The 13528-nt window shown below is 51.5% G+C and carries 13 protein-coding genes; 6 read left to right on the forward strand and 7 right to left on the reverse strand.

Annotated features, from left to right (window positions below):
* Window positions 1-46 precede the first annotated feature (46 nt).
* The 3 genes from ACYVH9_RS18055 (at window position 47) to ACYVH9_RS18065 (ending at window position 2751) form a co-directional block, all read left to right on the forward strand.
* A complete protein-coding gene (locus tag ACYVH9_RS18055; protein WP_460637792.1) occupies window positions 47-1006 on the forward strand; it encodes a stage II sporulation protein M in 960 nt (319 codons plus the stop codon).
* A 112-nt stretch (window positions 1007-1118) separates the two neighbouring features.
* The gene (locus ACYVH9_RS18060; RefSeq protein WP_460637793.1) at window positions 1119-2015 is read left to right on the forward strand and encodes a hypothetical protein; all 897 of its coding nucleotides are present in this window, start codon (window positions 1119-1121) and stop codon (window positions 2013-2015) included.
* Window positions 1999-2751: a DUF4129 domain-containing protein gene (locus ACYVH9_RS18065; protein WP_460637794.1), complete on the forward strand. Its 753-nt coding sequence runs from the start codon at window positions 1999-2001 to the stop codon at window positions 2749-2751. The genes ACYVH9_RS18060 and ACYVH9_RS18065 overlap by 17 nt, the downstream gene beginning before the upstream one ends.
* Window positions 2752-2762: 11 nt before the next feature.
* Here the strand turns inward: ACYVH9_RS18065 and ACYVH9_RS18070 are convergent, their stop codons facing one another.
* The gene (locus ACYVH9_RS18070) at window positions 2763-3551 is read right to left on the reverse strand and encodes an SDR family oxidoreductase (RefSeq protein ID WP_460637795.1); all 789 of its coding nucleotides are present in this window, start codon (window positions 3549-3551) and stop codon (window positions 2763-2765) included.
* Window positions 3552-3783: 232 nt separating this feature from the next.
* On the opposite strand from ACYVH9_RS18070, the gene ACYVH9_RS18075 reads away from it, so the two are divergent.
* The 3 genes from ACYVH9_RS18075 (at window position 3784) to ACYVH9_RS18085 (ending at window position 5692) form a co-directional block, all read left to right on the forward strand.
* Window positions 3784-4365, forward strand: coding sequence for a LemA family protein (locus ACYVH9_RS18075; protein ID WP_460637796.1), 582 nt, complete (start codon window positions 3784-3786; stop codon window positions 4363-4365).
* A gap of 76 nt (window positions 4366-4441) precedes the next feature.
* Complete coding sequence (locus tag ACYVH9_RS18080; protein ID WP_460637797.1) at window positions 4442-4876, forward strand: TPM domain-containing protein; 435 nt, start codon at window positions 4442-4444, stop codon at window positions 4874-4876.
* Window positions 4877-5692, forward strand: coding sequence for a TPM domain-containing protein (locus ACYVH9_RS18085; protein ID WP_460637798.1), 816 nt, complete (start codon window positions 4877-4879; stop codon window positions 5690-5692). It begins immediately after the preceding gene.
* Between the two features lie 57 nt (window positions 5693-5749).
* Here the strand turns inward: ACYVH9_RS18085 and ACYVH9_RS18090 are convergent, their stop codons facing one another.
* From ACYVH9_RS18090 to ACYVH9_RS18115, 6 genes are all read right to left on the reverse strand, one after another.
* The gene (locus ACYVH9_RS18090) at window positions 5750-6301 is read right to left on the reverse strand and encodes a hypothetical protein (RefSeq protein WP_460637799.1); all 552 of its coding nucleotides are present in this window, start codon (window positions 6299-6301) and stop codon (window positions 5750-5752) included.
* 171 nt (window positions 6302-6472) lie between these two features.
* Complete coding sequence (gpmI, locus tag ACYVH9_RS18095) at window positions 6473-8005, reverse strand: 2,3-bisphosphoglycerate-independent phosphoglycerate mutase (RefSeq protein ID WP_460637800.1); 1533 nt, start codon at window positions 8003-8005, stop codon at window positions 6473-6475.
* A 172-nt stretch (window positions 8006-8177) separates the two neighbouring features.
* On the reverse strand, window positions 8178-11513 hold the full coding sequence (locus ACYVH9_RS18100) for a UTP--glucose-1-phosphate uridylyltransferase (RefSeq protein WP_460637801.1): 3336 nt from the start codon (window positions 11511-11513) through the stop codon (window positions 8178-8180).
* 3 nt (window positions 11514-11516) lie between these two features.
* The gene (locus ACYVH9_RS18105; protein ID WP_460637802.1) at window positions 11517-12467 is read right to left on the reverse strand and encodes a UTP--glucose-1-phosphate uridylyltransferase; all 951 of its coding nucleotides are present in this window, start codon (window positions 12465-12467) and stop codon (window positions 11517-11519) included.
* 159 nt (window positions 12468-12626) lie between these two features.
* Entirely contained in the window at window positions 12627-13154 is a 528-nt protein-coding gene (locus ACYVH9_RS18110) for a low molecular weight protein-tyrosine-phosphatase (RefSeq protein WP_460637803.1), read from the reverse strand.
* 47 nt (window positions 13155-13201) lie between these two features.
* Window positions 13202-13525 (reverse strand): FtsB family cell division protein, encoded by a 324-nt coding sequence (locus ACYVH9_RS18115; RefSeq protein WP_460637804.1) that lies wholly within the window; start codon window positions 13523-13525, stop codon window positions 13202-13204.
* Window positions 13526-13528: the final 3 nt, after the last annotated feature.

Here is a 13528-nt window from a genome sequence, read left to right on the forward strand (position 1 = left end):
CAATTTATCTGACCTAATGGGTTTCGGCCCGTCATCCGGTTTATTCATGCGCGAAGCTGTTTTTATCAAACGCAATACCGATAAGTGGAAGGAAATCGAGAGCGAACCGGTTACCAGCAATGACCGTGCTAATCCCGATGTACTGACCGATCAGTTCATCGAGCTAACCGACGATCTGTCGTACGCCCGAACGTTTTATCCAACCTCGCCCGTCACCCGTTATTTGAACGGTTTGGCGGCCAGTATGCACCGGCGGCTAATGCACAACAAACGCGAAGAACGCAGTCGTTTTGTGCACTTCTGGCGATTTGAGCTGCCGTTGCTTTTCCGGAAATCGCACCCATTATTGCTCCTGTCATCCGTGGTATTTCTGGTAGCAGCGGCTATTGGCTGGGTTTCGGCCACGCATGACGAGCAGTTTGTCCGGCTGATTCTGGGTGACGACTATGTGAACATGACGCTCGAAAACATCCGCAAGGGCGATCCGCTGGCGGTTTACAAAAGCAGCGGCCAGGCGGATATGTTTCTGTCCATTACCGTCAATAACATCCGCGTCTCCTTCATTGCGTTCATTCTGGGGCTTTTTGCTTCTTTCGGAACCGTAGCCGTCATGTTTCAGAACGGCGTTATGCTGGGTGCTTTTCAGTATTTTTTCTACGAACGCGGCTTGCTGCTGCCATCGGTGCTGACGATCTGGATTCACGGCACGCTGGAAATCTCGGCAATTGTCATTGCGGGTTGTGCGGGCCTGACGCTCGGCAACAGTTTGTTATTTCCGGGTACGCTGTCGCGGCAGGAGTCTTTCAAACGCGGAGCCAGGCAAGGGCTGAAAATTGTAATTGGTCTGGTGCCGATTTTCATTACGGCGGGTTTTCTGGAAAGCTTCGTCACGCGGTTACCGCTGCATCCGGTGGCTAGTTCGGCCATCATCCTGACCTCTGCTGCGTTCCTTATCTGGTATTTTATCATTTACCCGATTCAGCTGAGCCGGAAGTTTCCACAATAAGGTACGGTTTTGGCGGTCTCGCTCATCACAATCCGTTTAGCAAACACTGATCAGCACTATAGTAAACAAAAAACCGTACTCAAAACCGCACTCTATTAACCCTTAAAAGAGCATGAACCTTTATCAACGGCGTGATTTCGGCGAAAAGATCAACGCCACCATTCAATATTTCGTTAAGCAGATTCGCAGCCTGGGAATGGCCTTGCTGTATATTGCCGGGGTGCCAGCCCTGCTTGCCGGCATCGCATCCGGTATTACCTCGGCTTCGATGCTGGAAGTTCGGGTTCCTGTACGATCCAGCAGCTACAGCATGGGATACAGCATGGGGTACTGGGTGGGACAGCAGTTGACGAATCCGTCCTATCTGATTGCGTTGGTCTTGGCCCTGATCATCCCGTTGCTGGTTAACCTGACGGTGTATGGCCATCTGAAAGTGTACAATCGTCACCTCAATGAACCCATCACGGTTGAAGCGGTTTGGGCAGAAGTGCGGGAGGCTCTGGGGCGGGCCACCGTCACCTGGTTTGTGATTGGCCTTCTAGTGGTGGTTGCTCTGTTCTTTTTTCTGGTTCCGGGCATCTACCTGGGCGTTATTTTTTCGCTGGCTCCGGCCATTCTTGTCTTTGAAGGAGCCTCCACCGGCACTTGCATAGGCCGTTGCTTTGAACTAATCGGGGATAAATGGTGGTCGACGTTCGGACTGATTATCATCATCAGTTTCATTGCCTACGCCCTTAGTTTTGTTTTCAACGTTCCCGCAGCCGTCGTTAGTCTGGTAGTCTCCATGAAACTCATGCCGAACCTGCCGGTTTTTGTCAGTATCCTGACCAGCATTCTGAGCACGGTGGGGAGTGTGCTGGTTTCGTCACTTGTTGCGCTTGGCGTTGCGTTTCAATACTTTAACCTGATCGAGTTGCGGGAAGGCCACAGCATTCTGTCCGCCATTGAAAGCATTGGTTCCAGCACTCCACCGCCCATTCCCCGCTCCAACGATGAAGGTGATTATTAACCGCATTTTCCAAAACCGTACGATCCTGCTCTGGTTGCTGTTGACCACCCTGCCGGCCGGTTCCGTTCTTGCCCAGCTTTCGGCTACTCCTTCAACCGATACGGTGCGGGCACAACCGGCCCCCGACGACCGTAACCCAATCCGGATTCGACGCCCAGCCGCTGACCGGATTGAGAAGTACCGAGAAGATCGGGATTATCAGTACGGGAACGAATTCAAACCCACCAATAGCCTGTGGTCAAAATTCTGGAGTTGGTTCTGGAACAAGGTAGGTTCGTTTCTGAACAGTAAATCGTATCAGAACTTCTGGCAGTATGTATTGCTGGTGGGGGTTGCGATGGGCGTTATCTGGTTACTAATCAAAGCCCAAATTGTGGGATTCTTTTTCAGCCCCCCATCGCGCCCGTCCGACCTACCGTATGAAACCTTTACCGAAAACATTCACGAGATCAACTTTGACCAGCAGATTGAAGCCGCCATCGAGCAGCGGAATTACCGGCTGGCCGTGCGACTGCTTTACCTGCAAACGCTTAAACGCCTGAGTAACCGGAACCTGATCGACTGGAAACCGAATAAAACCAACCGCAGTTACGTTTACGAACTGGCACAGTCGCCCCTGAAACCGGAATTCGAATCATTGACCACCCAGTTTGAATACATCTGGTACGGTGATTTTCCGGTTACCGAAGAGCGGTTTACTCCGTTGCGTGAATCATTTCAGCGATTCAACCAGTAGCTGAGCTAGCGCTATAAACTACCGGTTTTTCCGCCGTCTACCGGCACATTGATTCCGTTGATGGAAGCGGCCGCCGGGGTGCAGAGAAAAGCCGCAACTGCGCCCACTTCTTCCGGTTCGACAAACCGTTTGCTGGGAATTTCGGCCTGTAGCTGCGCTTCCACTTCTTCCCGCGACTGTCCGGTTTCTTTCATTCGCTTCTCCAGAATGGCCTCCAGTCGGGCCGTGCGCGTATACCCTGGCAACACGTTGTTGACGGTAATGCCGTATTGCGCGATTTCCAGCGACAGTGTTTTGGCCCACTGCGCCACCGCTCCGCGAATGGTATTGGACACGCCCAGCCCCACAATCGGCTGCTTGATGGAAGTAGAGATAATGTTTACAATCCGCCCGTACCCCAGTCGTTTCATTGCAGGTACCACGGCTTGCACCAACTGCTGGTTATTCAACAAATGGGCGGCAAACGTTTTGGTAAACTCCTCCAGTTGAGCCTCAATCAGCGGCCCACCCGCCGGGCCACCGGTATTGTTGATCAGGATATGAACGTCCGGAAATTCGGCCAGATAAGCATCGACAACGGTTTTTACTTCTTCCGGATTTGCGAAATCTGCCACGCGGTACTGATGTTGTTGCCCCGGCTGCGTTGCCAACGAGTCAACAGCTTCCTGGAGTTTGGTTTCATTCCGGGCCAGCAGGGTTACGTTGGCCCCCAACGAAGCCAATTCGACGGCAGTAGCGTAGCCGATGCCCTGCGTACTTCCGCATACAAGAGCGGTTTTGCCAACAAGCGAAAGATTCATCATTCTAATGGTTTATGCTCAATAATGGTTTCCCACAAGGATTTTACTAATTTACTAATCAATTGTTGTTCAAATCAGTTATTTATTCGGGTTCTTTTCTGCAAACCCGTCGGCTTTTCCGACCATCAGGTCCGGCGCGTGGGTTACGGACAAAAGTATCCGATCCTGTAGTTTTTATATGACCACAACCGGTTTTAAACCAACTTTACGAACAAAATAACTTAACACCATCATGTCAAAAGGTCTCATTATTGCCATTGTTCTGGCGCTAATTTTCGGTTTCTTTGGATGTAGCACGTATAACGGTATGGTTGGGAAGGATGCGAATGTGGGTGAAAAATGGGCGCAGGTCCAGACACAATATCAGCGCCGGGCCGACCTGATTCCGAACCTGGTTAATACCGTAAAAGGAGCGGCTAATTTCGAAAAAAGCACCCTCACAGCCGTTATGGAAGCCCGTTCGAAAGCCACGGGCATTCAACTCAATGCGGATCAGTTGACCCCCGAAAATGTGCAGCGTTTTCAACAGGCGCAGGATCAATTGAGCGGTACCCTATCCCGGCTGCTGGCCGTTTCCGAAAACTACCCGCAGTTGCGAGCCACGCAAAACTTCTCGGAATTGCAGTCTCAGCTGGAAGGAACGGAAAACCGCATCAGTGTAGCCCGGAACGATTTCAACGCAGCCGTCAAAGACTATAACGTCTCCGTCCGGACCTTCCCGGCCAATATTTTTGCGGGCCTGTTCGGCTTCTCTCAGAAAGGTTTCTTTGAAGCCTCGCAAGCCGCCCAAAACGCTCCATCGGTTCAGTTTTAAGTTAAAAAAGTAAGAGTTAAAAGGAGTGTCGTGTCATGCGCCAGCCTACTTTTAACTCTTAACTCTTGATTCCTTTATGTCCGCAATCAACCTTTTCACGGCTGAGGAGCAACAGCAGATTATTCAGGCGATCCAATCGGCTGAACGGAAAACATCCGGCGAAATCCGGGTTCATCTTGAACTGTTCTGCCCAACGCCCAACGTGCTGGACCGCGCCGTACAGGTTTTCTGGCAATTGGGTATGGAACAAACCGCTCAGCGCAACGGCGTGTTGTTTTACCTGGCCACCGACGACCACAAGTTTGCTGTGCTGGGCGACGAAGGCATCAATAAGGTTGTGCCGAAGGATTTCTGGGAATCGACCAAAGAAGTCATGCGCGACAACTTTCGGCAGGGCCGGTTTACCGACGGCTTTTGTCAGGGTATTGAGCGCGCCGGCCAGCAGTTGCGGCAGTATTTTCCTCGGTTGGAGGATGATTCCAACGAGCTTTCCGACGAAATTTCACACTAAATGACGTTTAAAATTCTTCCATATCGTTTTTTCCTGCCCGTTCGAATTCTTGCGATTCTTCTCTTGGCTGTCGTCTCGTTCCAAGCTTTCGGGCAGGATAACGTGATTCCAGACCGACCGAATCCGCCACGACTGGTAAACGATTTGGTAGGTATTTTGCAACCGGATGAACGGGCGCGACTGGAAGAGAAGCTCCGGCGTTATAACGATACCACATCCACTCAAATCGTTATCCTGATCGTCAAAACTACCGACCCGTATCCAATCGGCGACTTTAGTTTTCAGGTAGGCCGTAAATGGGGCGTTGGCCAGGAAGGTAAGAATAACGGCCTGGTGCTGACCTGGGTACCCTCAACCCGCAAGATCTTCATTGCCACGGGTTATGGCCTGGAGGGAGCAATCCCGGATGCCATCGCCAAACGGATTGTCAGTCAGATTATCGTTCCACGTTTTAAAAATGAGCAATGGTACGCCGGTCTGGACGAAGCTACGAACGAAATTATCCGACGGGCGAACGGAGAATACCAGGCCGATGCCTCCGATGACGGCGATGGTGGAGGGGGCGTTTTCCTGTTCCTTATTATTTTCGTCGCCATCATTATCTTCATCTGGATAAGCCGTAACCGCGGTGGTGGCAGTGGCGGCAATCGTCATCGGAACCGGGGCGGAGGCTTCTTTCCCGTTCCCTTCCCTACCTCTACCTATTCAGGCTGGGGCGGTTCGTCCGGCAACTGGGGTGGAGGGGGCGGAGGCTCTAGTTTTGGCGGCTTCGGCGGTGGCAGCTTTGGTGGCGGTGGCGCCGGTGGAGACTATTAAGAATGAAGCGTTATGAATTGAATGACACGTTTAACACTTCATTCAATTCATAACGCTTCACTCCTCTACTTTTCCTTCGATTAAAAACCGTTTTGCATCCAGCCACGCCAGTTGCTGAAAACCGTCAATGTGATAACGTTTGATAGCGCCTTTTTCACTTTCCAGCCAGACATTCCGTTCCGATTCGTAGAGTGAATTCTTGGTGCGCATCGTTGCCTTGACTAAACGGGGCTGCCGGGTAATTGAATCCAGTTCAACGCGCAGAAATTGTACCGGCAATTTTTCACCGCTTTTCAAGGTGTATTCGTACGTCAGCGAATCCGGACGGTTTTTCTCGTAGCTCGATTGATACGCCTGTTTGTTGATATCCGCTTGCAGAAACAAGTCTAGTTCGCGGCTCCAGTCAATGCTTTTTGTCGTTTGCTGTTCCTGATCGTCGCCAAAACCGGCCCGTTTCGAAACCGTTGGTTGCCGGGTTTGCAACAGACTGATTTGCTGCTCAATATAAGTTTTCAGGTCGTAATAAGTTCCAACGGGCGCTTCTTTGGCTGGGTTGCTGCAAGCAGCCAGCACCGACACTAAAACAAGGATGTACCAATATTTCATCATGACAAAAAATACCCCCTGATTGAAAAGTCAGGGGGAGTAAGGAGGACTTAGTTGGCCAACACCAACCAAAGCCGAAAAGTTTGTCCGGAAAGACAAGAGCGATGAGACAAACGAGCAAGACCGATCGGAGACGCTAAAAAATCGTTGTCCTCTGTTCTTTACTCTTGACTATCACGCAAGCAGGCTATGCCCCGTCATAACGTCGGGTTGCGAGATGCCCATCAGCTGCAAAATTGTGGGGGCAATATCCGCCAGTACTCCGTTGTTCAGCTTAGGGTGATAATTGGCATCAACCAGAATACACGGAACCGGGTTGGTCGTATGAGCCGTGTTGGGCGAACCATCTTCGTTGATCATGTAGTCGGCATTTCCGTGGTCGGCAATGACCAGGGTCGAATAACCGTGTTCAAGTGCGGTTGTGATGACGGCCTGCGCGCACTGATCGACGGTTTCGGCGGCTTTCACGACGGCAGAAAAAACACCCGTATGCCCCACCATGTCCGTGTTGGCAAAGTTGAGACAAACAAAATCCACGTCCTCGCGCTCCAGTTCCGGAATAATTGCATCGCGAATCCCAAATGCGCTCATCTCCGGCTTCAGGTCGTAGGTAGCAACTTTAGGAGATGGGCACAGTAATCGGCTTTCCCCCTCAAAAACATCTTCGCGCCCACCAGAAAAGAAGAATGTAACGTGCGGGTACTTCTCGGTTTCGGCAATCCGAATCTGTTTTTTCCCGGCGTTGGATAGTACTTCACCCAGAGTCTGAGTCAGGTTATCTTTGTCATAAATGACTTTTACGCCCACAAAGTCGTTGTCGTAATTGGTCATCGTGACGTAATACAGATTCAACTTTTTCATATCCTGCTCCGGATAATCCCGCTGACTGAGCGCCATTGTAATTTCGCGGCCCCGGTCGGTGCGGAAGTTGAAACACAACACCACGTCACCATCCTGAATTGTGGCTAACGGGTTGCCCTCAGGATTGGTAACGATGATCGGCTTGATAAACTCATCGGTTACGTCCTCGTCATACGATTGCTGGATAGAGGCCAGAATCTCGCCGGGCGTACACGTAACGTGGCCTACTCCTTTGACCATTGCATCATACGCCTGCTTAACGCGCTCCCAGCGGTTATCGCGGTCCATCGCGTAATACCGTCCTACCACCGTGGCAATCTGACCCGTCGTAGTTTGCAGGTGCTGTTCGAGATCGGCCAGAAAACCGTAGCCGCTTTTGGGGTCCGTGTCACGCCCATCCGTAAAGGCATGGATAAACACGTCGGTCAGGCCCTGTTCGTAGGCAATGGAACAAAGACCTTTCAAGTGTTGGATATGTGCGTGAACACCACCGTCGGACACCAGCCCGATGAAATGGACTTTCTTCCCGTTGGCTTTCGCATAATTCAGGGCATCCAGCAAAACGGGCTCTTTATCCAGCGTATGCTCTTCAACGGCTTTGTTTACCTTGACCAGATCCTGATACACAATCCGGCCGGCACCGAGGTTCATGTGCCCAACTTCAGAATTACCCATCTGGCCCGCTGGCAAACCAACGGCCAATCCTGAGGCTTCTAGTTGGCTGTGCGCATATTTTGTATACAACGAATCGATAAATGGCGTCTTGGCGGCATTTATTGCCGATACATCGACCTTTCCGGCAATTCCCCAGCCGTCCAGAATCATCAAAATGACTTTCTTATTCATGCTTCGAATTAACAACATAAGCGGCAAAAAGCCACTGTTTTATAGGATTAAATGACCTGAAGGCTTGATCATTAAATCGTTGAAAAGCTAAATAGTTATCGATTTCTACCAGAATCAACTTTATGACAACCGTGCCTATCAAGCGATCCTTCGGCCCTTCGTTTTTTACCCATCACGAAAATGTGCCCAAATTGGCTACATGCTCTTTACTGCCGTCGGTTACCCAGGCATCGAGTTGAGCCGGATCTTTCAGCTGCTGACCCCGCATCCGTGACACCGCAATGTAGCCGCATTGTACGTCCGCCAGGGCCGACATATCACTCCACAGTTTTTCGATCTGGGCTACCGGATAAATATCTTCCTGGCCATGCCCCCAACGGTATTTCACGTCTTTGATGGTTACATACGTCGGAATGCGGTGGGCCACACTACGCACAGCTTTGGCCAACCGGGCGTCGTCACCGTCCTGCAAGTCCTGACGGACCAAACCGAACAACGCCAGCAAGGGATCGATCTGAATCCAGGTGGTGTTGGAGTTGTAATAACTCAGGTTCAGCTCGTCCTCTTCGCGGGGTTGCGCCAGACCTTCCAGCAGCCGCAGATGCCCATTGACGCGGGTTAACCCTCCCCCACGGTCTTCGATTCGGCGCGGAACCACCTCAAACGTCAGCATATTGCCTGACTCCAGGTGATGCCCCACTACCGCCGGATTTACATCCATCCCCAAGGTATCGATGTTGTGCAGAACAATGGTTTCTACCTGCGGATTCTCAGCCAGAAGTTTCGCCAGCGTGCCATTGCGAAGCAGGTTTGAAACTTCGTACCAGTGCCCCAGGGGCGAAAACCGTTGAGCCGCAATGTTGTCGACATAATCCGAGCCTTCGCCTTTCGACTTGGCCCAGCCGATCATCGTTTGACGAACCGCATCCCGAACTTTCTGCTTGTTCTCGTCCAGGGTTTCCTGCGGCATTTCTTCCCACATAAACCGCAAATCGCGCTCCATCGGCACATACCGCTGGCCAATCGACCGGCCCGGCGATAAATACGTTGGACCGGAGTAGCCAAAATTTTGCGTTTCTTCCAAAGTTCGCCGGATCGGTTCGTGGGTCAGGTAACTGGTCGCTACCAGATGCGGAATTACCCCGCCATACGTTTCGGCTACTTTGCGGGTTTTGGCGAGGTGGATTTCCAGAAAACTGCGGTGTTTCCCGCCAATTTCCACAAACGGATTCAGGGCTTTGATCACCCCGGCACCTTTGGTCCAACGGCTACCAACCCCGGCGGCCAAACTCAAAACCGCCACTTTTCCGTTCCGGATGGCATCCTCACCGGTTTTTACCGAACTGGCCAAGGCTTCCTGTTGCACCAGATCGCCCGGCCGCACGTCTTCAATCCGGGTTTCGGCGGGTAAACGGTTACGTGAAAGCCCAATACGGCCCTTTTGCAAATCCTCCCGAATTTCTTCGTGCTGGATGTAATCAAAACCGTTTTCCTTTTTGATCCGGTCCGCTTTTTCGTTCTCGACGCTGCGATTCCCCTGCGAGGTCGGGTCCGAAACTTTAAAGAGATTGCTGATGATCGTACGCAGCAGCGGGTACGCCAGGTTGTTTTTCTCGCAATAAGTCGTGAAGACGTCCATTTCGGCCCGCCGGATGTAGGAAATCGACGCGGGGTCTTTCCTGACCAGTTCCGAAACGTGAATTCCGTAGTACTGTTCGGGCATCAGTGCGTCGGTCCCTTCTTTCAGATTTGCCCAGGAGCCTTTGTAATTGATGCTCCAGTTGTAAACCACGGGTTCCATCGCAAACGGCAGGGCAGCCGACAACTCCGCCTTGGTCTTCCGCAAGATGTCCAGCACTTTCATTTTGTAGTCTTCGTAGCCCGCTGGGTTAACAAACATACCCATGCCACCTCCCGACATACCGCCCAGCATCAGAAAACCGTAGTAATCATCGCCAAACGTTTTCTTTGCTTTGGCAATAATCTGTTCGGTAAAATAGGTTGAAGCCCACGGAATGATCGTTTTGATGGGGCCTTCCCAGTTGCGGGCCGTATTGGCACCCAGTTTCCGGATATCGCCTTCTTTGATAGCGGCCAGAATGTTATCGAAAATCTGGTTGGTCTGCTGCCGGGCGTTCCACTCATTAGCGCCCCGGAGCAGGTATTTTTCGGTGACCATTTCCAGAATCGGCCCAACGTTGGACGCCATCCCGCCGTGCATCAACACCAGCGAATTCATGATTTTCTCGCCCATGTCCGGGTGAATCGCTTCGCCCTGCAACACACGGTGACGCGGCAACAACGTTCCCCGGCTGATTCCGAACTCCGGGTCGCCCTCCTGCGCAAAGGTACCCTGAATGGCCTTGATGCCCGGCCAGACGCCCCCCGAATCCTGCCAGCCACCACCCGAACCGCCAATCCATTCGCCCAGGATAGCCCGCGATGCCACCAGCCGCCGTTCGCTTTCCTGCAAACCACCTTCCAGCGTTTGCGTCTGACCCGTGGCCCGCATGAGCAGGCTGATGATCGAGCCCAGCAGGTTGGTTGAAACCGCAAACCGGGAGCCTTTCGGAATGTCGTTCACTTTCGTGACCAGTTCGATCCCCATGCCCGGCGCGACAATCCGGGATAAGATGTCCGGCAACGACTGGTTGGTTCCTTCAAACGAAGGCGGAATCAGCCCGGAAGCAATTACCCCGGCTTTGACCAGGCTCAAGTAATCATTCCCGAAATTGAACAAATCGGCCAGGTCATCAATATCCTTGGTCGTATTGAGGTCGATACTCGTGAGCCGCAAAACCGGCTCGGGAATCACCCGGACGTAACAGTTCAACGGCGGACGAATATCGGCGTCGCGGCCAAAAACGCCCAGATCAATGGAAATATTGATTACCCGCGCGCCTTCCGGGTAGTCCATTCCGAGAAAGAAAATATCCGACCAGCCGCTGTGGGTCAGGTCCATCCGTACCGAAGTTTGCTCGTGCAGCACCGGATAAAAAAGCGAGCCTTCCGGACGTTGCAGCAGTGCCGGGTGAATCCGAATCGGGTGTTCTTCACGGTGACCCACCCGGAACATCCACTGGTTACCTTTACTGGAACGCACGCTTTTCCGCACTTGATCGGCCAGAATCTGGAAAGACAAATGGTGGTAGCTTTCCGCCAGCGCACTGAACAGCGCGGCATTCGGTCCTTGTTTATCGAGTTCCTGCCAGATTGTTGCAATCGATTGCTCGAAGCGACGTGCCAGCAAATCTTCAAAACCGGCATATGGTATTTTCCCGGTCGACGGAGTTTCGGGCGTTTCCATCAGGAAAAACCGAAACCCCGCATACAGAAACAGGATTGCCCGGACTTTATCGTATAAGTTAGGCGTCGTTTTTCGAAATTCGTCCAATTCCCGCAGCGCGGTCAGCAATTCTTTTTTCGACAGCCGCTGGCTTATTTCGTAAAAGGAACGGTTTCGGCTGGCGGGATCTGTCGAGACAATGGTTTCTATAAAAACATTCATATATCAGACCGTTCGGCTGTTTGCTTCGGCCAGTAATTCGACCAGGGTTGACAATACTTCGCCGTGGGCTTCGCCAGCCAGACCAAGCGCGATCTGCGCCCGCAACAAACCGTGTTTACGGCTTAAATCGTAACGGTTTCCTTTTACTTCCAGCGCCAGGTATTTTTCGGTTTCGGCCAGCTCCTGCAGTGCGGGTGTCAGTAAAATATTGCGGTCGTTCTGATCGATGTATTTTTGCAGGATATCGAAAATAGCGGGTGTAAACACATGCATTCCGAAGAAACAGAGGTAATAGCCCGCCCGCAACCCGGGTGTCTGGAGTTCCAGTTCGGCCACGCTTAACGACGGTTTTTCGATGATTTTTTCGATCTGATAAATGCCGGAGCGGTTAGCAACCTGTTTGCCGGTCAGCGTACCATACCGCCCAATCTGGTGCTCAATGGTCGGGTTGACCGCCGAAACGGAGCTGTTTTCCTGCGAGGCCAGTTCCATCAACTGGGCCACACAGCCTTTCTGGCGGAGGTTTGAAACGTACAGATAGTCCCCCAAAAGAAGTAGAAAAGGCTCCTTATCCACAAAATTTCGGGCACAATATACCGCATGGCCGTAGCCCAGCGGCTCCTGTTGTTCGGCAAATTGAATGCGGTTCAGCAGATTATCAATTTTTTCGGCTTCCTTTTTCGCCCAATCGCTTCCCTGGAATGAATGAAAAAGATTATCCCGCAGGGAAGCAAAGGCTTTGAGGTACCGGTCCCCGTCGCCGGGCGCACACACAACGCACAACTCTTCGATTCCGCTGGCAAAGGCTTCTTCGGCAATAATCTGAATCACCGGTTTGTGCAACCCGTCGGTGTCGATCACCGGAAGCATGGCTTTTTGAATGGTATCTGCCACCGGATACAGGCGTTCTCCCCGGGCGGCCGCCGTTATGACGGCTTTTTTGATTCGCATCATGTAATCTGAATAGTTATACGACTTGTCCGTTATTCTATTTTTAGCCAGGCATAGCCTGATTTTACCAATCTAGCACAAAATTATCAGACTAAAAATGGCATTATGTAGCTTTTTGCGGCCAAGGGAATGGGTTGTTAGGAATAGATACGCAACGCACTATTAGAAGCCCAGCTGGCGGTCGGGCTGCGGCTGAAGGCCATGTTGTTCGATCAGGTAATTCAGGAAATTTTCGCAGGAGCGATACACAATCTGGTAGACTTCTTCAAAAACCGCAGCGTCTTCGTAATACGGATCTGGCACGCTCAAACCACCCGGACCAGTACCCGGGGCTGGATCGAATTCGCGCAGCAAAACCGTATTTTCTTCGCTGTAAAGGCCCGTACTGCGGTGGCTGAAGTACTGAATAGCTTCGTAATTCGATTCATCCATTGCCACCAGATAATCGAACTGCGATAAATCTTCCCCCGCCAATTTACGAGCCCGGTGGGTAAGCCTGATGCCGTGTTCAAGGGCATTTTCCCGCGTCCGGCGATCGGGTAAATCACCGATATGATACGAGGAGGTTCCTGCCGAATCGCAATGAAGTGCGGTTTCCAGACCCCGCTCTTTAATCAACTGCCGAAACACACCCTCCGCTAAGGGAGAGCGGCAAATATTTCCCAGACAGACAAACAGAACGTTGATCACAATAATGAATTAGATGGATGATACGCAATAATGGATACGTGTGTCCATCATTCTTTTTCAATAGGTTCGTTGTTCTCGTTGACCAGCACGTAAACATCCTCATTTGGCTTTTTCATGAGGTAGTTTTCGCGGGCATATTTTTCCTGTAAACGAGCGTTGCCCAGTAGCGCCTGACGTTGCTCTTCTACATCCTTAATTTTTTCGTCGTAATACACCAAATCCGTTTCCAGATCCCGCAATTTCATGCTGTTGTTGAATTGCGAGATCATGTCATTCGTATCAAAAAAAGCCATCCAGATGAATAGCACCACGCCGGTTGCGATGTAAAAATTTTTGGCGACCCGGAGAATTTTGTTGATCGTTGGATTCATCGG

The organism is Larkinella harenae, from assembly GCF_054780515.1.

Excerpts from the sequence above, each read along its gene's own strand:
- ACYVH9_RS18090 (WP_460637799.1), bottom strand. The coding sequence starts at position 6,301 with ATGATGAAATATTGGTACATCCTTGTTTTAGTGTCGGTGCTGGCTGCT.
- ACYVH9_RS18100 (WP_460637801.1), bottom strand. The coding sequence starts at position 11,513 with ATGAATGTTTTTATAGAAACCATTGTCTCGACAGATCCCGCCAGCCGA.
- ACYVH9_RS18085 (WP_460637798.1), top strand. The coding sequence starts at position 4,877 with ATGACGTTTAAAATTCTTCCATATCGTTTTTTCCTGCCCGTTCGAATT.
- ACYVH9_RS18080 (WP_460637797.1), top strand. The coding sequence starts at position 4,442 with ATGTCCGCAATCAACCTTTTCACGGCTGAGGAGCAACAGCAGATTATT.
- ACYVH9_RS18055 (WP_460637792.1), top strand. The coding sequence starts at position 47 with ATGCGCGAAGCTGTTTTTATCAAACGCAATACCGATAAGTGGAAGGAA.
- ACYVH9_RS18105 (WP_460637802.1), bottom strand. The coding sequence starts at position 12,467 with ATGATGCGAATCAAAAAAGCCGTCATAACGGCGGCCGCCCGGGGAGAA.
- ACYVH9_RS18065 (WP_460637794.1), top strand. The coding sequence starts at position 1,999 with ATGAAGGTGATTATTAACCGCATTTTCCAAAACCGTACGATCCTGCTC.
- ACYVH9_RS18060 (WP_460637793.1), top strand. The coding sequence starts at position 1,119 with ATGAACCTTTATCAACGGCGTGATTTCGGCGAAAAGATCAACGCCACC.
- ACYVH9_RS18075 (WP_460637796.1), top strand. The coding sequence starts at position 3,784 with ATGTCAAAAGGTCTCATTATTGCCATTGTTCTGGCGCTAATTTTCGGT.
- gpmI (WP_460637800.1), bottom strand. The coding sequence starts at position 8,005 with ATGAATAAGAAAGTCATTTTGATGATTCTGGACGGCTGGGGAATTGCC.
- ACYVH9_RS18070 (WP_460637795.1), bottom strand. The coding sequence starts at position 3,551 with ATGAATCTTTCGCTTGTTGGCAAAACCGCTCTTGTATGCGGAAGTACG.
- ACYVH9_RS18115 (WP_460637804.1), bottom strand. The coding sequence starts at position 13,525 with ATGAATCCAACGATCAACAAAATTCTCCGGGTCGCCAAAAATTTTTAC.